The 16,206-nt window shown below is 64.7% G+C and carries 16 protein-coding genes and 1 pseudogene; 12 read left to right on the forward strand and 5 right to left on the reverse strand.

Annotated features, from left to right (window positions below; genetic code table 11):
* Window positions 1–127: 127 nt before the first annotated feature.
* The 4 genes and pseudogenes from AC1DOX_RS22935 (at window position 128) to AC1DOX_RS22950 (ending at window position 4,739) form a co-directional block, all read left to right on the forward strand.
* On the forward strand, window positions 128–1,333 hold the full coding sequence (locus AC1DOX_RS22935; RefSeq protein WP_441617291.1) for an MFS transporter: 1,206 nt from the start codon (window positions 128–130) through the stop codon (window positions 1,331–1,333).
* A 133-nt stretch (window positions 1,334–1,466) separates the two neighbouring features.
* Window positions 1,467–2,105 (forward strand): pyridoxamine 5'-phosphate oxidase, encoded by a 639-nt coding sequence (gene pdxH, locus AC1DOX_RS22940; RefSeq protein WP_441617289.1) that lies wholly within the window; start codon window positions 1,467–1,469, stop codon window positions 2,103–2,105.
* A gap of 270 nt (window positions 2,106–2,375) precedes the next feature.
* Window positions 2,376–3,617, forward strand: a complete 1,242-nt coding sequence (locus AC1DOX_RS22945) for a class I SAM-dependent methyltransferase (protein WP_477101424.1) — start codon at window positions 2,376–2,378, stop codon at window positions 3,615–3,617.
* A gap of 3 nt (window positions 3,618–3,620) precedes the next feature.
* Window positions 3,621–4,739: pseudogene (locus tag AC1DOX_RS22950) on the forward strand (DUF72 domain-containing protein).
* A gap of 10 nt (window positions 4,740–4,749) precedes the next feature.
* Here the strand turns inward: AC1DOX_RS22950 and msrA are convergent.
* Window positions 4,750–5,292 (reverse strand): peptide-methionine (S)-S-oxide reductase MsrA, encoded by a 543-nt coding sequence (gene msrA / locus AC1DOX_RS22955; RefSeq protein ID WP_092134814.1) that lies wholly within the window; start codon window positions 5,290–5,292, stop codon window positions 4,750–4,752.
* 332 nt (window positions 5,293–5,624) lie between these two features.
* Here msrA and AC1DOX_RS22960 point away from each other — a divergent pair, with 332 nt between their 5' ends.
* Window positions 5,625–6,185 (forward strand): flavin reductase family protein, encoded by a 561-nt coding sequence (locus AC1DOX_RS22960; protein ID WP_441617284.1) that lies wholly within the window; start codon window positions 5,625–5,627, stop codon window positions 6,183–6,185.
* A 78-nt stretch (window positions 6,186–6,263) separates the two neighbouring features.
* Here the strand turns inward: AC1DOX_RS22960 and AC1DOX_RS22965 are convergent, their stop codons facing one another.
* Window positions 6,264–6,752, reverse strand: a complete 489-nt coding sequence (locus AC1DOX_RS22965; protein ID WP_092134817.1) for an Lrp/AsnC family transcriptional regulator — start codon at window positions 6,750–6,752, stop codon at window positions 6,264–6,266.
* Between the two features lie 146 nt (window positions 6,753–6,898).
* On the opposite strand from AC1DOX_RS22965, the gene kynB reads away from it, so the two are divergent.
* Genes kynB through kynA form a run of 3 tightly spaced genes read left to right on the forward strand, consistent with a single transcriptional unit; the run spans window position 6,899 to window position 9,754 of the window.
* The gene (gene kynB, locus AC1DOX_RS22970) at window positions 6,899–7,546 is read left to right on the forward strand and encodes an arylformamidase (protein WP_441617282.1); all 648 of its coding nucleotides are present in this window, start codon (window positions 6,899–6,901) and stop codon (window positions 7,544–7,546) included.
* Window positions 7,547–7,600: 54 nt separating this feature from the next.
* Window positions 7,601–8,857, forward strand: coding sequence for a kynureninase (gene kynU / locus AC1DOX_RS22975; RefSeq protein ID WP_441617280.1), 1,257 nt, complete (start codon window positions 7,601–7,603; stop codon window positions 8,855–8,857).
* Between the two features lie 12 nt (window positions 8,858–8,869).
* Window positions 8,870–9,754, forward strand: a complete 885-nt coding sequence (gene kynA, locus AC1DOX_RS22980; RefSeq protein WP_092134821.1) for a tryptophan 2,3-dioxygenase — start codon at window positions 8,870–8,872, stop codon at window positions 9,752–9,754.
* A 130-nt stretch (window positions 9,755–9,884) separates the two neighbouring features.
* Here the strand turns inward: kynA and AC1DOX_RS22985 are convergent, their stop codons facing one another.
* A complete protein-coding gene (locus tag AC1DOX_RS22985) occupies window positions 9,885–10,724 on the reverse strand; it encodes an IclR family transcriptional regulator (RefSeq protein WP_441617277.1) in 840 nt (279 codons plus the stop codon).
* Window positions 10,725–10,916: 192 nt separating this feature from the next.
* Between AC1DOX_RS22985 and AC1DOX_RS22990 the strand changes: the two genes are divergently transcribed.
* Entirely contained in the window at window positions 10,917–12,110 is a 1,194-nt protein-coding gene (locus tag AC1DOX_RS22990; protein ID WP_441617275.1) for an acyl-CoA dehydrogenase, read from the forward strand.
* 143 nt (window positions 12,111–12,253) lie between these two features.
* On the opposite strand, the gene AC1DOX_RS22995 is transcribed toward AC1DOX_RS22990, so the two are convergent.
* Window positions 12,254–12,892, reverse strand: a complete 639-nt coding sequence (locus AC1DOX_RS22995) for a peroxiredoxin (RefSeq protein WP_441617273.1) — start codon at window positions 12,890–12,892, stop codon at window positions 12,254–12,256.
* A gap of 297 nt (window positions 12,893–13,189) precedes the next feature.
* Between AC1DOX_RS22995 and AC1DOX_RS23000 the strand changes: the two genes are divergently transcribed.
* The 3 genes from AC1DOX_RS23000 to AC1DOX_RS23010 all read left to right on the forward strand — a co-directional run bounded on the left by AC1DOX_RS23000 (window position 13,190) and on the right by AC1DOX_RS23010 (window position 14,586).
* Window positions 13,190–13,507 carry an ElaB/YgaM/YqjD family protein gene (locus AC1DOX_RS23000; RefSeq protein ID WP_317915246.1) on the forward strand — a complete coding sequence of 106 codons (318 nt, stop codon included), beginning with the start codon at window positions 13,190–13,192 and terminating at the stop codon, window positions 13,505–13,507.
* Between the two features lie 192 nt (window positions 13,508–13,699).
* Window positions 13,700–14,077, forward strand: coding sequence for a phage holin family protein (locus AC1DOX_RS23005; protein ID WP_441617515.1), 378 nt, complete (start codon window positions 13,700–13,702; stop codon window positions 14,075–14,077).
* Window positions 14,074–14,586 carry a DUF3318 domain-containing protein gene (locus AC1DOX_RS23010; protein WP_441617269.1) on the forward strand — a complete coding sequence of 171 codons (513 nt, stop codon included), beginning with the start codon at window positions 14,074–14,076 and terminating at the stop codon, window positions 14,584–14,586. The genes AC1DOX_RS23005 and AC1DOX_RS23010 overlap by 4 nt, the downstream gene beginning before the upstream one ends.
* A gap of 11 nt (window positions 14,587–14,597) precedes the next feature.
* Here AC1DOX_RS23010 and AC1DOX_RS23015 read toward each other — a convergent pair whose 3' ends face one another.
* A complete protein-coding gene (locus AC1DOX_RS23015) occupies window positions 14,598–15,956 on the reverse strand; it encodes a putative bifunctional diguanylate cyclase/phosphodiesterase (protein WP_441617267.1) in 1,359 nt (452 codons plus the stop codon).
* Window positions 15,957–16,206 lie beyond the last annotated feature (250 nt).

Here is a 16,206-nt window from a genome sequence, read left to right on the forward strand (position 1 = left end):
GTCCGGCCGTCGGCGGCCATTGTCAGGTGCGGCCTCGGCCGCACTCATTTTTTCTCGCGCTTTTTATTGACCGGAACGGAGACCTTGCCGGCAGCGCGATCCACGCAAGTCTTTTTCCGCCCCCGTCATGACGTTGCCTCACGCCGCCGTCCCGCCGATCAGCTGGCTGATCGCCCTGACGGTGTGCAATCACGTAGCGTTCAACGCCAGCCGCGTCGTCGTTTCCCTGTTTGCCATCTCCCTCAAGGCGTCCACGGTCACCCTGGGCATCCTGATGTCGCTCTATGCGCTGCTGCCGATGTTTCTGGCGATCCGCGCGGGCAAGCGCATCGACGAGATCGGGCCACGCCTGCCGATGACGGCGGGGTCCCTGATGGTGGTGGCCGGCACGCTGTTGCCGGCGGTCTGGCATGACATTTCCTCGCTGTATGCCGCGTGCGCGCTGATCGGGGTCGGCTTCATGCTGGTCCAGGTGGCGATGCAGCTGCTGATCGGACAGGTCTCGACCAACGACACGCGGCTGCGCAACTACACGCTGCATGCGCTGGGGCTGTCGGTGTCCGGCACGCTGGGTCCCGTGGTGATGGGCTATGTCATCGAGCACGCCGGCTTCCGCGCGGCGTTCTGCGTGCTGGTGGTGGTTGCGCTGATCGGCCAGGCGGGCCTGCAGTACGTGCGGCCCCGGCTGCCGGCCACGGGCGGCAATGCCGGGCGTATCGCCATCGAGGACGGCAGCCGCCACTCCACACTGGACCTGCTCCAGCATCCCGAGCTGCGCGCGGTCTTCATCGCCAGCGCGGTGTTGTCCGCCGCGTGGGATCTCCACGCGTTCCTGATCCCGATCCAGGGCTCGCGCATCGGGCTGTCGCCGTCGTCGATCGGGTGGGTGCTGGGCGCGTTCGCGATCGCCACATTCGCGATCCGCGTGGCCATGCCGATGGTGTCGCGCCACCTGTCCGAATGGAAGATCATTCGCGTCGCGCTGATGGTGGGCGCCATGGCCTACCTGGTCTATCCCTTCGTCGCCCATTTCTGGCTGATGTGCGGACTCGCCTTCGTACTGGGCCTGGCGCTGGGCAGCGCGCAGCCTAACGTCATGAACATCCTCCATACCGCATCGCCATCCGGCCGGGCGGGCGAGGCGCTGGGGCTGCGTTCAGCCGTGCTCAACACCAGCCAGGTGGTCTGGCCGCTCACGTTCGGCGTCGTGGGCACCGCGCTGGGCATGCTACCGATCTTCCTGTCGATGGCTGGTGCGATGGGCATGGCCGGCTACTACTCGCGCAACCAGGCGCGCAAGATCCGCGTGTCCGACCAGACACCCATTTCGTGATGAAAGCGGGGCGCAACGCCCCCAGCCGGTTGCGACAGCGCAAACTCGCTGTGCGGCGCTTTCGCTATACTCGAATCATCCTCATCCGCGTGTTTCGCGCGGACATTTCCCCTTCGTCCTTCGTGATAGCGACATGACCCAACTCGCCGACCTGCGCCGCAACTACATGCTGAGCGCGCTTTCCGAATCCGACGTGGCCCCCGACCCCATCCGCCAGTTCAAGTCCTGGTTCGACGAGGCCATGCAGGCCAAGTTGCCCGAACCGAACGCCATGACACTGGCAACCGTCGATGCCGACGGCCAGCCGTCCGCACGCATCGTGCTGCTCAAGGGCATGGATGCTGACGGCTTTACGTTCTTCACCAACTATGAAAGCCGCAAGGGCCTGGACCTGCTGGCCAACCCGCGTGCGGCGCTGTTGTTCCACTGGGTCCAGCTGGAGCGCCAGGTGCGCGTGGAAGGCATCGTGGAGAAAGTGGATGCCGCCGAGAGTGATGCCTATTACGCATCGCGACCGCTCGGGTCGCGGCTGGGCGCATGGGCCTCGGAGCAGAGCCGCGAAGTCGCCGGACGCGAAGTGCTGGAGGCCCGCGAGGCCGACTTCCGCAACAAGTTTGGCGAGAACCCGCCGCGACCGGATCACTGGGGCGGCTATCGGGTCGTGCCCACGTGGATCGAGTTCTGGCAGGGCCGCCCCTCGCGCCTGCATGATCGCATCGGCTATCGCAAACAGGACGACGGCAGCTGGCACATCGTCCGACTGTCGCCCTGACAGGCGCGGCGCGTCCGGCCGCACCCGTCATGATGTTCCCGACGACACGGGTCGCCTGACACATTGTTTGCCCGACCAGACAGGTACACCGGCCCCCGGTCCCGCCGGGGACCCGCACTGCACAATTCGAGGATTTGGCGTAAAGTTTTAGAGTCGTCGCGCTGGCCACGTCTGGCCGGCGCGGCCCCCACGGCTCGCGCCACGCACAGGCGAACCCGCCATGGGGCATTCGTTCGAGAGGTATGCCGCAACCAATCGGGAGGAAGCCGCATGTTTTTCAAGCAAGCTCTGGACAAGCAACTCGACAGCTGGATTGCCGACGTACGCAAGCACGCGAACCTGCCGGTCAGGCTCCGGCTGTGGAATGGCACCGAATACCTGCTGGGCAACGATGAGAAGCCGGACGTCACGCTGACGGTGCGCGAGGCCACCGCGCTGCCCCTGCTGCTGGTACCTAGCCTGGACAACCTCGGCGAGGCCTACGTCCAGGGAAAGATCGATTTCGAAGGCCGTCTGGCCGACATCATCAAGGTGGCCTACGGCTTTTCCGCCGCCGCCACACGCAGCGCCGGCGGAGCGCTCGCCAGGGTAGCGCAACACTTCACGCACACCAGACAGGAAGACAAGGCATCCATCCAGTATCACTACGATGTCTCCAACGACTTCTACAAGCTCTGGCTCGACCCCAACATGGTCTACTCGTGCGCGTACTTCGAGCACGGCAATGAAGACCTGGCCGCTGCCCAACTCAAGAAGATCGACCACATCCTGACCAAGATCCGGTTGCAACCGGACCAGACGCTGCTGGATATCGGCTGCGGTTGGGGAGCACTGGTGCTGCGCGCGGCGCAGAAATTCGGCGCCAGATGCGTGGGCATCACGCTGTCGCAGAACCAGTTCGACCTGGCTACGGCGCGCGTGAAGGCCGCCGGCCTGCAGGACCGCATCGAGATCCGCTTGCAGGACTATCGGGACACCGCGGGCCAGTTCGACCGCATCACCAGCGTCGGCATGTTCGAACACGTGGGCAAGGAAAACCTGCCGGGCTACTTCGGACGCATCCGGGAACTGCTGATCGACGGCGGTGTGGCGATGAACCATGGCATCACGTCAACGGACCCGGACAGCGGCGTGGTGCCGATGGACGGCTCGGGCTTCATGGACCGCTACGTATTCCCGCAGGGCGAGTTGCCCCATATCGGCCTGGTCTTGCAGACCCTGCAGAAGGGCGGCCTGGAAGCCTTCGACGTGGAACTGCTGCGCAAGCACTACGCGCAGACGCTGCATCACTGGGCCAATAATTTCGAAGCGAACGGTGACACCATCCGCGCGATGGTCGGCGAAAAGAAGTACCGCATCTGGCGGGTGTACCTGGCCGGTTGCGCCCACGCATTCACGACCGACCAGATGTCGATCTACCAGGTGGTGTGTCACAAGGCCGGCCGCCCGCCCGAGACGCTGCCGTGGTCGCGCCGGTATATTTACGAGCCTGCGCTCGGCACCCCTATCTGACGATTGACTGAGAATCTCGACCTGTTCGGCGACGCGCCCGCGTCGCCTTCCGCTGCAACGACCGCCACCCGGCCCGCCGCTACGCCTCCGGCCGCGGCGGGCGATGCCGGTACCGCGCCGGACTCCCCCGCTCCGAAGAAAAAGCCCGTCGGCAAGATCGTCCAGCCGTGGACACCCGACGCGGCGTTGATCGACCTCGGCAAACGCCTGCCGCCCAACCTGTATTTCGGCACCTCATCCTGGTCTTACCCGGGTTGGCATGGCATGGTCTATGACGGTCAATACACCGAAAGCCTGCTGTCACGCAAAGGCCTGCGCGCCTGCGGCCAGCATCCACTGCTGCGTGCAGCAGGCATCGATCGCGGCTTCTACGGCCCGATTCCGCTGACCGACTACCTCGGTTACGCGGCGCAGGTGCCGCAGGGGTTCCGCTTTCTGGTGAAGGCGCCCGCCAGCGTCTGCGATGCGTGGCTGCGTGGGCCCGACGGCGCGGGCAGGCTGCACAATGCGGCCTTTCTGAATCCGGAAATCGCCATCCGCGATTTCATCGTGCCGGCCACAGGGGGCCTGGGCCAGCATTGCGGGCCGCTGCTGTTCCAGTTGTCGCCGCTGGCCAGCATGGCCGACGACGGCCCCGCGCTCCTCGCCCGGCTTGACGCGTTTCTTGCCGCCCTGCCGCCACTCGATCCCGCACTCACGCCCTACGCGTGCTATGCGGTGGAAATGCGCGATCCGACGTTGCTGACGCCGCGCTACATTCGCCTGCTGCGCGACCGTGGCGTGCGCTTCTGCCTGGCCGCGCGCGACCGGCTGCCGCCCGTGCCGCGCCAGGCCGCCGCATAGGCATTGATGGACGATGGCGCGCCTGGCCCGCTGGTATTGCGCTGGATGCTGCGTGAAGGCCGGTCATATGCGATGGCCGAGCAGGCGTACTCGCCGTTCGACAAGATCGTCGACGAGGACATCGAGACGCGCCATGCCATCGCCGACGTGGTCGCACGCACGCTGCGCACGGGGCAGCCGGCTTATGTGATCGTCAGCAACAACGCGGAAGGCTGCGCGCCGCAGAGCATCGTGCGGCTGGCGCAGGCGATTGCGGATCGGCTCGAGGTGGCGGCCTAGGGCACTAGTGCTAGCGACGCATCCGGCTGGCGAAATCCTTGCGGAATTTGGCCAGCTTGGGCGTGATCACGAACGCGCAGTAGCCCTGCGCCGGATGCTCCTGATAGTAATTCTGGTGGCTCGCCTCGGCGCGCCAATAAGGCTGCTCGGGTTCGATCTGGGTCACGATCGGCGCGTCAAAGACCTTGTTGGCAACGAGCTCGCCCATCACGTATTCGGCGACGGCGCGTTGTGCCTCCGAATGCGTGAAGATGATCGAACGGTATTGCGTGCCCACGTCATTGCCCTGCTGGTTCAGCTGCGTGGGATCGTGGATGGCAAAAAAGATCTCGATGATCTCGCGATACGTAATCACGGACGGATCGAAGGTTACCCGCACGACTTCGGCGTGGCCGGTATCGCCCTCGCAAATCTGACGATAGGTGGGATGGCTGACGTGGCCGCCCGTGTAGCCGGACTCCACGGCACGCACGCCATCGACCTGCTGGTACACCGCCTCCAGGCACCAAAAGCATCCACCGCCCAAGGTGGCAATCTCAAGCCCGTGTTCCATCTGCAAGCTCCCTTTCTCGTGTCATGCCTTGACGGCAAACCGCTGGCTCTGCAGGCAGCCATTTCCTAGCATAAGCAACCGGAAACGGACTTGCTGGCAAAAATGCAAACTTCCGCGCCCAAAAGCGGCAATAACGACGCTGCCGGGAAGGTTGTCCGGACTCCGCTACAATCGGGGCAGTTCAGGGCTGGCAAGCGCCTGCCTGAAGCGCGGGCGCGATTTGTGCGAAATCCAACCGATGCGTCCCCCGCGAGGGGATTAGGTTGAGTCTGCAAACGAGCGCGCCGGCAGACCAGAAAATGAAACTCATGGATTTGTGTGGAGCCCGAGACATGGGCATGCCTGAGGCCGAAGCCCCCGTCACGGGCCCCAAGGCCGCTTCTCCCGACTTCGATTCGCAACACTTCAAGCGGGCGCTGTCGCAGTTTGCGACCGGCGTGACCGTCATCACCACGCGCGCGGTCGACCATCCCTACACGAATGGCGCGCCGTTTGTCGGCATCACGGCGAGCTCGTTCAATTCGGTTTCGCTGGATCCACCGCTGGTGTTATGGAGCATGGCCACGCGGGCCAACAGCCTGCCCATGTTCCGCGACGGCTCGCACTACATCGTCAACGTACTCGCGGCCTCGCAGCTGGACCTGTGCCAGCGCTTCGCCTCACTAAAGGGCGACCGCTTCGCCGGCGTGGACTACCGTCTGTCCGAGACCGGCCTGCCGATCCTGGCCAACGCGCTGGCCTGGTTCGAATGCCACAACCGCAGCCGCTACGACGAAGGCGATCACGTCATCTTCGTCGGCGAGGTGGAACGTTGCGGTATCCAGGACCAGGGCTGCCAGCCGCTGGTCTTCCAGGGTGGGCAATTCTCCACTTTGGGACCACTGGATCGCTGACCGGCGGGGCGCATGCCCTGCCCACTGCCGCGCCCCGGCTTCCTCGCCGCGCCTTTGACGGCGCACTCTCCTAGCCAGCTACGACGCCTCGCCCTGACCCGCCTTGAGCACGGCCAGAGGTGATCCGTCCGTCTTGATCCGCTGCAGCACGATGTTGGAGCGGATGTCCATCACGCCTGGCGTGCGGTACAACCGGTTCACGATGAAATCCGAGTAGTGCTTCAGGTTCCGGGCCTGGACGCGCAGGATGTAGTTGCTGTCGCCGGTGATGACATAGGCCGACAGTACCTCCGGCCACGCCTGCACCGCCGCGTTAAATGTGTCGTGCCAGCCCTCCACGTCATGCCGCATCGACACCTGCACGATCGCCTCGATCTCCAGCCCTAGCTGTTCCGCGTCGAACCATGCGCGATAGCCGCCGATCACGCCGCCCTCTTCCAGCAAACGCACGCGCCGCAGACACGCCGAGGGCGACAGCGCCACGCGGTCCGCCAGGTCCTGGTTGCTGATCCGGCCGTTCTCCTGCAGGCAGGCCAGAATGCGTAAATCGATAGGATCGAGGGTCATTTCGCAGAAACCACTATTTTTTATCCGACTCACACAATTCTATGCGAAAAATGGGCACTTTGACGGGCCATTTCGCAAGCCTCTTCTCGGGGGTTTTGTCTATGATGCGGTCATTGAATCGTTGATCGAAACGATCCCCGGAGACCATGCCCCACGCCCCCGATCCCCGCCTCATCTGGGACATCACCCCGCCTGTATCGCCGTCCACGCCGGTCTGGCCCGGCGACACGCCGTTCCGCCACGACCCCGCCTGGCAGATGGATGCACATTGCCCGGTCAACGTCGGCCGTATCACGATGTCCCCGCACACGGGCGCCCATGCCGATGCCCCGCTGCACTACGCGGCGGATGGCGCACCGATCGGCGCCGTGCCGCTGGACGCCTACCTGGGCCCCTGCCGCGTGATCCATTGCATCGGCGCCACGCCGCGCGTGGAACCGCGCCATATCGAACACGCCCTCGGCGATGTACCGCCGCGCGTGCTGCTGCGGACGTACCAGCAAGCGCCGCGAGATACGTGGGATCCGGCGTTCTGCGCTGTGGCGCCCGAGACCATCGCGCTGCTCGCCCGTCATGGCGTGAAGCTGATCGGCATCGATACGCCCTCGCTGGACCCGCAGGAATCCAAGACGATGGATGCGCACCACGCCGTGCGCGATCACCGTTTTGCGATTCTCGAAGGCATCGTGCTCGACGACGTGCCCGCCGGCGACTACGAACTGATTGCACTGCCGCTGCGCCTGGCCACGCTGGACGCGAGTCCCGTGCGCGCCGTGCTGCGCGCCCTGCCCTGATCTTTACGAATTGTCTGATATCGCCTGCCCCCAGGCCTCAACAGAATCTGCCTTATGACGTCTCTGACTCGTGAACACTGTCTTGCGCTCGACCGGGGTGACCCGCTGCGCGCCCTGCGCGAACAATTCGCGCTGCCCGCCGGGGTGATCTACCTCGACGGCAACTCGCTCGGTGCCCGTCCGCGGGCGGCCGCGGCGCGCGCCGCCGAAGTCGTCTCCACCGAATGGGGCGATGGCCTGATCCGCAGCTGGAACACGGCTGGCTGGTTCGATCTGCCGCGCCGCCTGGGCAACCAGATCGCCCCGCTGATCGGCGCCGGCCACGATGAAGTGGTGGTGACCGATACCACGTCGATCAACCTGTTCAAGGTGCTGGCCGCCGCGCTGCGCGTGCAGCAGCAACGCGACCCGGCGCGCCGCGTGATCGTGTCCGAAGCCAGCAACTTCCCGACCGATCTCTATATCGCGCAGGGGCTCGCCGACCTGCTCCAGCAGGGCTATTCGGTGCGACTGGTGGACTGCCCGGACGAGATCGACGCCGCCGTTGGCGCCGATACCGCGGTGCTGATGCTGACCCACGTCAACTACAAGACCGGCGAGATGCTCGACATGGCCGGCCTCACCGAACTCGCCCATGCGCGCGGGGCGCTGACGGTCTGGGATCTCGCCCACTCGGCCGGCGCGGTGCCCGTGACACTCAGCGCTGCCAAAGCCGACTATGCAATCGGCTGCACGTACAAGTACCTGAACGGTGGCCCCGGTTCCCCGGCCTTCGTCTGGGTGGCGCCGGCGCTGCGCGACCAGTTCTGGCAGCCGCTGTCTGGCTGGTGGGGGCATCGTGCCCCGTTCGCGATGGCGCCGCAGTATCAGCCGACCGAGGGTATCGGCCGCTTCCTGTGCGGCACACAACCGGTGACGTCGCTCGCGATGGTCGAATGCGGGCTCGACATCTTCGCGCAGACCAGCATGACCGCACTGCGTGCCAAATCGCTGCAACTGACGGACCTGTTCATCAAGCTGGTGGAGGCGCGCTGCGGCCAGCACCCGCTGACGCTGGTCACGCCGCGCGAACACGTCAGGCGTGGCAGCCAGGTCAGCTTTGCGCATCCGGACGGCTATGCCGTGGTGGCCGCGCTGATCGAGCGGGGCGTCATTGGCGACTATCGCGAACCGGGCATTGCCCGCTTCGGCTTCACGCCGCTCTACACGAGCTTTGCGGAAGTCTGGGATGCGGTGGAAATCCTGCGCGACGTGCTCGACAGCGGCACCTATCGCGACGCGCGGTTTGCCGTGCGGACGGCGGTGACCTGAGCGGAGCGAATCATGAGCGAAATCAAGGGATGCCCGATGGGCCATGGTGCGGCAACGGCCGGGGAAGTCACGGAAGGCGATAGCTGGCACGGCGCGCAAATGGACTTCGCGCGCGACATGAGCTACGGCGACTATCTTGGGCTGGACCAGATCCTGAACGCCCAGCATCCGCTGTCGCCCGACCACAACGAGATGCTGTTCATCGTCCAGCACCAGACCACCGAGCTGTGGATGAAGCTGATGCTGCACGAGTTGCGCGCGGCGCGCGAAGGCGTGCGATCGGATCAGCTGCGTCCGGCGTTCAAGATGCTGGCGCGCGTGTCGCGGATCATGGACCAGCTGGTGCAGGCGTGGAACGTGCTGGCCACGATGACGCCGCCGGAGTACTCCGCGATGCGGCCCTACCTCGGCGCGTCGTCGGGGTTCCAGTCCTACCAATACCGCGAGATCGAATTCATCCTCGGCAACAAGAACGCCGCAATGCTGCGCCCGCATGCGCACCGGCCCGAGCATCTGAAGCTGGTAGAGGACGCGCTGCATACGCCGTCAATGTATGACGAGGCGATCCGCCTGATGGTGCGACGCGGCTTTCGGATCGATCCTGACGTGGCGGAGCGCGACTGGACGCAGCCAACGGCCTACAACGCTTCGGTGGAAGCAGCATGGCTCGAGGTGTATCGCAACCCGTCGGCGCACTGGGAGCTCTACGAACTTGGCGAAAAATTCGTCGACCTGGAAGACGCGTTCCGGCAATGGCGCTTCCGCCATGTCACCACGGTGGAGCGCGTGATCGGCTTCAAGCGCGGCACGGGCGGCACCGAGGGTGTCAGCTACTTGCGAAGGATGCTCGACGTGGTGCTGTTCCCGGAACTGTGGAAGCTGCGAACGGACCTCTGAGCGATTCCATCGGTCCATCGGGATCCTCGGACCCGTTGGGCCCAATGAGCCCACGGGTCCCTCGTGCCTTTCGAGCCGCCGATCGGTCAGGAACGCAGCGCGTCGCGCGGTGCGTCGTCCGACTGGCTGCTCAGATGCGTCCGGAGGACGGATCGGACAATCGCGCCGCCAGCGCCTGCAGCGCAGGTGCGAGCTTCTCGCGGAACACATCCTCGCTCACCGCACCATAGGATGCGCTGCAACTAAGCATGTGCAGATCCTTCTCCCCTACCGGGCGGAAAGCCACCGCGCTGGCATGAATGGCCGGATGCCAGTCCCGGAACGAGGCTGAGTAGCCATCGCGCTCGGCCTCGGCCAGCGCCACGCGCATCGACGCTTCCTGCTGCCGCCATTGTTCGGGAAACGCCTGAGCGAATTCGGCGAGCACGCGCTCGCGCCGCGCCGTCGGCAACGCCGCCAGGTAGGCACGGCCCATCGAACTCGACACCAGCGACAGCCGCGACCCCACCCCCAGCCCGAGCATGACGCCGGCATCGTTCCGAATCGATTCCAGGTAGATCACCTCGAGCCGCTCGCGCTTGCCGAGCGACACCGACACGCCGTATGCCTGAGCAAACGCCAGCATGTGCGGGCGCGCCAGCGCCACCGCATCGGACGCAGACAGGTACGAATACCCCAGCGCCAGCACGCCCGCATCGAGCGCGTACTTGCCCAGACTCTCGTCGTAGCGCAGGTAGCCAAGCTGCACCAGCGTGCCAGCCAGACGGCTGACAGTGGCCTTGGGAAATCCCGTGCGACGCACGAAATCCTGGTTGCCGAGCATCGCCTCGCCAGTGCGGAAGCAGCGCAGCAACTCCAGGCCGCGCGCGAGCGCGGTGACGAAGTTCGGATCGCTCTCGCGCTGGCCCGGTTCGGCGGCCAGCGAGGCCGGGGGCGCGGCGGAAATGGCAGAGGTCGGGGAAGTGGCCAAGACGTGGCTCCAAAGGTCAGTTTCCGCAGGCCCGGGAGAAATCCCCTGTTGCACCGCGGATCGGTTCGGCTATACTAGCTCATCGGAACAAGGTTCCGCAATGCGGAACTAGAAATTTCTTCCGCATTCCACGTTTTCCCGTATATCCGAGGGCCCATCGCCCCCATCGCGCTACCAAAGAAGGAGACCTCCATGGCTGCCAACGCCGAATTCCACTGGGCCGATCCCCTGCTGCTGGACCAGCAACTGACCGCCGACGAACGCATGGTGCGTGACGCCGCCGCTGCTTACAGCCAGGACAAGCTGATGCCGCGCGTCCTGCAGTCGTTCCGCAACGAGAAGACCGACGTGGAGATCTTCCGCGAGATGGGCGAACTGGGTCTGCTGGGCCCGACCATCCCCGAGGAATACGGCGGCCCCGGCCTGAACTACGTGGCCTACGGCCTGATCGCCCGTGAAGTCGAGCGCGTGGATTCGGGCTACCGCTCGATGATGAGCGTGCAGTCGTCGCTCGTGATGGTGCCGATCTACGAATTCGGCAGCGAAGCTCAGAAGCAGAAGTACCTGCCCAAGCTGGCCACCGGCGAATGGATCGGCTGCTTTGGCCTGACCGAGCCGAACCACGGCTCCGATCCGGGCTCGATGATCACCCGCGCGAAGAAGGTCGACGGCGGCTACGAGCTCACCGGCGCCAAGATGTGGATCACCAACTCGCCCATCGCCGATGTTTTCGTGGTCTGGGGCAAGCTGACCGGCGACGACGGCAAGGAACACATCCGCGGCTTCATCCTGGAAAAGGGATGGAAGGGCCTGTCCGCTCCGACCATCCACGGCAAGGTGGGCCTGCGCACCTCGATCACCGGCGAAATCGTGCTGGACCAGGTCTTCGTGCCGGAAGAAAACCTCATGCCGGGCGTCAGCGGCCTGAAGGGTCCCTTTACATGCCTGAACTCGGCCCGCTACGGCATCGCCTGGGGCGCGCTGGGTGCCGCCGAATTCTGCTGGCACACCGCCCGCCAATACACGCTGGACCGCAAGCAGTTTGGCCGCCCGCTGGCCGCCACGCAGCTTGTGCAGAAGAAGCTGGCCGACATGCAGACCGAAATCACGCTGGGCCTCCAAGGCTGCCTGCGTCTGGGCCGCATGAAGGACGAAGGCACCGCCGCGGTGGAAATCACTTCGATCATGAAGCGCAACTCCTGCGGCAAGTCGCTGGACATCGCCCGCGTGGCGCGCGACATGCTCGGCGGCAACGGTATCTCCGATGAATTCGGCGTGATCCGCCACGTGGTCAACCTCGAGGTGGTCAACACGTATGAAGGCACGCACGATATCCACGCACTGATCCTGGGCCGTGCCCAGACCGGCATCCAGGCCTTCTTCTGATTCCCGGCAACCGCCCTTGAAAAAGCCCGGCGATCAGGCCGGGCTCAAGCACACAACCGAGGAGACGACGGGCAAGCCCGCCGTTTTACGACATCGGTCAGTACTGGACCGGGCCAGGGGACATGTCCTCCGGCCCGGTTTTTTTATTTGTTCGGCTGCGGCGTCAGACGCAGATACGGACGCGCGGCCTTGTACCCCTTCGGAAATTTCTGGCGGATGATCTCTTCATCCTTCAACGACGGCACGATCACCACATCGTCGCCGTCCTGCCAGTTGCCCGGCGTGGCCACGCTGTGGTTGTCAGTCAGTTGCAGCGAATCGATGACGCGCAGGATTTCGTTGAAATTCCTACCGGTACTGGCCGGGTAGGTAATGGTCAGCCTTACCTTTTTCTTCGGGTCGATGACGAACAGCGAGCGGACCGTCAGGGTCTCGTTGGCGTTCGGGTGAATCATGTCGTAGAGCTCGGAAACCTTGCGGTCGCCATCGGCCAGGATCGGGAAATTGACGGACGTGGATTGCGTGTCGTTGATATCGTGAATCCAGCCCTTGTGGGACTCCACGCTGTCCACGGACAGCGCAATCGCCTTGACACCACGCTTGCCGAACTCTTCCTTCAGCTTGGCGGTCAGGCCCAGTTCGGTCGTGCAAACCGGGGTGTAATCCGCCGGGTGCGAGAACAGGACGCCCCAGCTGTCGCCGAGCCATTCGTGAAACCTGATGCGGCCCTCGCTCGATTCTTGCTCAAAGTCCGGTGCGATATCGCCAAGACGCAGTGTCATGCCTGAAAGCCTCCAAATAGTCGGGGAAAACGAGTGAAACCAGCTTAGTTGGATTGCGATCCAACCCAAACGAATATAAAGTCACTATAAAATCACTCGAAGTCATAAAGACGACGAATGTGAATGCAAGCTAGATGCATGCATTTGCCTGGGTTTTTCTGGATGTGGGTGCCACGCTTGCCATTTGCGTGACACGGAATTGCAAAGTATGGGTGAGCAAGCTTGAAACGATGGGCCGGCGCCACATATGCTACTTGGAAGACAAGAAACGCCACAAGCCAGAGCGAGCAAGGCAAAATGTCACCACTTGAACCAACCGCCCGCAAACAGGAGAAACTGATGAGCGATGTCAAGACCGTTCTGTCCGACGCCGAAGAACTGCTTAAGCAAGCGGCCTCGACCACCGGCGAAAAAGCTGCCGAACTGCGCGAGCGTGGCATGGGCCTGCTGAAGCAGGCCAAGGAAAAGGCGCAGGACCTGCAGGACGCCGTAGTGACCAAGAGCAAGGCCGCGGCCCGCGCCACGGATGACTACGTGCATGACCATCCCTGGCGCGCCGTGGGCGTGGCGGCCGGCGTGGGTCTGCTGATCGGCCTGCTGCTCAACCGCAAGTAAGCCGTCGCTGACCGGGGCGGCACGCCGGGCAACAACGCCCGGCGCGTGCAGCGCGCCTCCCCGGATCCGGCCGCGCCCGCGCTATATGCCGGGCGCCGCCAACGGACCGGCTCCGTGGCCCATCCGCCGCGCAACCGGTCGCTCGTCGCAGATGCCGCCAATGCCGGCGCATCGATTCTTCGCCGGAGCCGCATGAGCGAGTCCCCTTCCCCCAAGTTCCTGGAATCCCTCCGCAACCTCACCGGCTCAGTGGTGTCGATGCTGCAGACACGCCTGGAGCTTGCCAGCGTCGAGCTGGCCGAGGAACGCACCCGCCTGATGAAGGTAGCCCTTCTGGCCTGCTTCGGACTGGTGTTCTTCAGCATGGCGCTGATGACCTTCACGCTGCTGATCGCCATCCTGTTCTGGGAAAGCTATCGCTGGCAAGCCATCGGAGCAATCGTGGTGTTCTACGTGATCTGCGCCGCGATCTGCCTTTTCATCGCGCGCCAGAAGGTTCGCAACGCGCCGCCGCTGTTCGAATCCACACTGGCCGAACTCGATAAAGACCGGGAGATGCTGCGCCGATGACCACGCCCGAAGACGACAACATCGACAACCGTCCGCGCCGCGAGCACCCCCGCCCGGTCCGCTTTACGCGGGAAGTACGGCTGCCACTGGCCGTACGCAAGGAATTGCTGATCACGCGTGCCGCGCTGGAGCGCTACGACGCCATCCAGGCTCTGCGCCAGGTCCGGGGCGGCGCGCGCCGCATGACCAATCTCGGCTCATGGCTGCCGCGCCTCGCGCGACCGTCCGGCTGGCTCAAGCTGCTGGGCGTCACGCGCGAATACCCGATGCTGAGCACTGCCATCACGCTGGCCATGCCGCTGCTGCGGCGAACGGCCATCGGCCGCGCGGCCTGGAAGGTGTCCAAGTACGGGATGGTCGCTGGCGCCGGCTACTGGGCCTACAAGACCTGGAACGAATCACGGCGCGCTGGCGCAACCACTGCGCCTTCGGCCTCGGCACCCCTCGATACGGGATTCCGTGACCCGCTGGTCTCGTCGGCTACACCGCCCGCACCGCCGCAGCCGTAGTCGGGGCCGCTTCAGAGCGTGACGGCAAATCGCTCCGCGCCGGCTATCGACAAACCCGTACCCCGAGCAAACGGCACCGGTCCGCCAAACAGCGCGCCCTGCGCAAGGTCCACCCCCATCTCCTGCAAGCGCGTGCGCATCGCATCGCAGGTCACAAACTCGGCGATCGTCTTCTTGCCCATCGCGTGACCGATGCGCTGGATTACCTCCACCATCACCGCGTTGACGGGATCCTCCAGCATGTCGCGTACAAAGCTGCCGTCGATCTTGAGGTAGGCCGCCGGCAAATGCTTCAGGTACGTGAACGACGACATCCCCGCGCCGAAATCATCGAGCGCGAACGCGCAGCCGATGGCCTGCAGCTGCTGAATGAACGCAGCCGCCTGCGCGAGATTGTTGATCGCCGCCGTCTCGGTGATTTCGAAGCAGATGCCGGACAGCGCGATGTCATGGCGCTCGGCCTGGCGCCGTACGAATTCCGGAAAATGGTCGTCGGCCAGGGACGCGCCCGACAAGTTGATCGAGCACATCGCGATGTCGCCGGGCCGCCCGGCATGCACACGTCCCAACGCGGCGAACGCCGTCTCCACGACCCAGCGGTCGATCATCGGCATCAGGTTGTAGCGCTCGCACGCAGGCACAAACGCCATCGGCGGCACCAGTTGCCCGCGCTCGTCGATCAGCCGCAGCAGCAGTTCGACATGGCGGCCAGCGGGCCCAGCCGCCGGATTCAATGCGACGATGTCCTGCGAATACAGGCAGAAACGGCCGGCGGCCAGCGCCGCGTGGATGCGGCTGACCCACTCCATCTCACCATGCCGCGCCCGAACCACGCTGTCGTTGGTGTGATAGACCTGCACGCGGTTGCGGCCGCCCTCCTTGGCCATGTAGCACGCCGCGTCGGCTGCGCTCAAGGCCTCTTCAAGCTTGCCGGTGCTCTGGTCGAGGTTGACCAGGCCGATGCTGACACCAAGCGTGAACGTCCGTTGCCGGTGGGCGTAGCGGAAGGTAGCAATGGCACGCCGCAGCGCCTCGGCCACGCGCTCGCCATCGGCCGCCGCGCAATGCTCGAGCAGCACACCGAATTCGTCGCCGCCCAGCCGCGCCAGCGTATCGCCCTTGCGCAGCTGCTGGCGCATGACCTCGGCAATCTGCCGGATCAGTTCGTCACCCGCCGCGTGGCCGCACGTGTCGTTGACCACCTTGAACTGATCGAGGTCGAGGTACATCAGCGTATGCTTGCAGGCCTCCTGACGGGCCCGCGTGATGGCTGTCGCCAGCCGACGCTCGAACTCCACGCGATTGACCAGTCCGGTCAGCGCATCGTGGCTTGCCTCGTGCGCCAGTTGCGCCGCATGGGCGCGCTCCATGCTGACATCGTGCAGCACAAGCACCACCCCAATCGCGTGCCCGCCCTTGTCGCGGATCAGCGCGACAGACGGCTTTACCGCGACAAGCCCCCCGCCAGTGCGCCTGAGGATTACCCACAAATCCGGTTGTAAACCTCGGCAGACGGTGTTAACTTGCGCGCATCCTGTTCATTTTGCGGCAGCGGGTTGGCAATCGAGGACGACACGACAGACTGGGCGAGCGAGGAATTCGCGCAAGCGAATTTCGGAG

The sequence above is a fragment of the Cupriavidus sp. 01L415 genome (assembly GCF_056400065.1).

Coding starts and splice junctions, on each gene's coding strand:
- AC1DOX_RS22995 (WP_441617273.1), bottom strand. CDS start 12,892: ATGACACTGCGTCTTGGCGATATCGCACCGGACTTTGAGCAAGAATCG.
- AC1DOX_RS23005 (WP_441617515.1), top strand. CDS start 13,700: ATGAGCGAGTCCCCTTCCCCCAAGTTCCTGGAATCCCTCCGCAACCTC.
- AC1DOX_RS22945 (WP_477101424.1), top strand. CDS start 2,376: ATGTTTTTCAAGCAAGCTCTGGACAAGCAACTCGACAGCTGGATTGCC.
- AC1DOX_RS22965 (WP_092134817.1), bottom strand. CDS start 6,752: ATGACCCTCGATCCTATCGATTTACGCATTCTGGCCTGCCTGCAGGAG.
- kynA (WP_092134821.1), top strand. CDS start 8,870: ATGAGCGAAATCAAGGGATGCCCGATGGGCCATGGTGCGGCAACGGCC.
- msrA (WP_092134814.1), bottom strand. CDS start 5,292: ATGGAACACGGGCTTGAGATTGCCACCTTGGGCGGTGGATGCTTTTGG.
- AC1DOX_RS22935 (WP_441617291.1), top strand. CDS start 128: ATGACGTTGCCTCACGCCGCCGTCCCGCCGATCAGCTGGCTGATCGCC.
- kynB (WP_441617282.1), top strand. CDS start 6,899: ATGCCCCACGCCCCCGATCCCCGCCTCATCTGGGACATCACCCCGCCT.
- AC1DOX_RS22960 (WP_441617284.1), top strand. CDS start 5,625: ATGGGCATGCCTGAGGCCGAAGCCCCCGTCACGGGCCCCAAGGCCGCT.
- pdxH (WP_441617289.1), top strand. CDS start 1,467: ATGACCCAACTCGCCGACCTGCGCCGCAACTACATGCTGAGCGCGCTT.
- kynU (WP_441617280.1), top strand. CDS start 7,601: ATGACGTCTCTGACTCGTGAACACTGTCTTGCGCTCGACCGGGGTGAC.
- AC1DOX_RS22990 (WP_441617275.1), top strand. CDS start 10,917: ATGGCTGCCAACGCCGAATTCCACTGGGCCGATCCCCTGCTGCTGGAC.
- AC1DOX_RS23010 (WP_441617269.1), top strand. CDS start 14,074: ATGACCACGCCCGAAGACGACAACATCGACAACCGTCCGCGCCGCGAG.
- AC1DOX_RS23000 (WP_317915246.1), top strand. CDS start 13,190: ATGTCACCACTTGAACCAACCGCCCGCAAACAGGAGAAACTGATGAGC.
- AC1DOX_RS23015 (WP_441617267.1), bottom strand. CDS start 15,956: ATGGAGCGCGCCCATGCGGCGCAACTGGCGCACGAGGCAAGCCACGAT.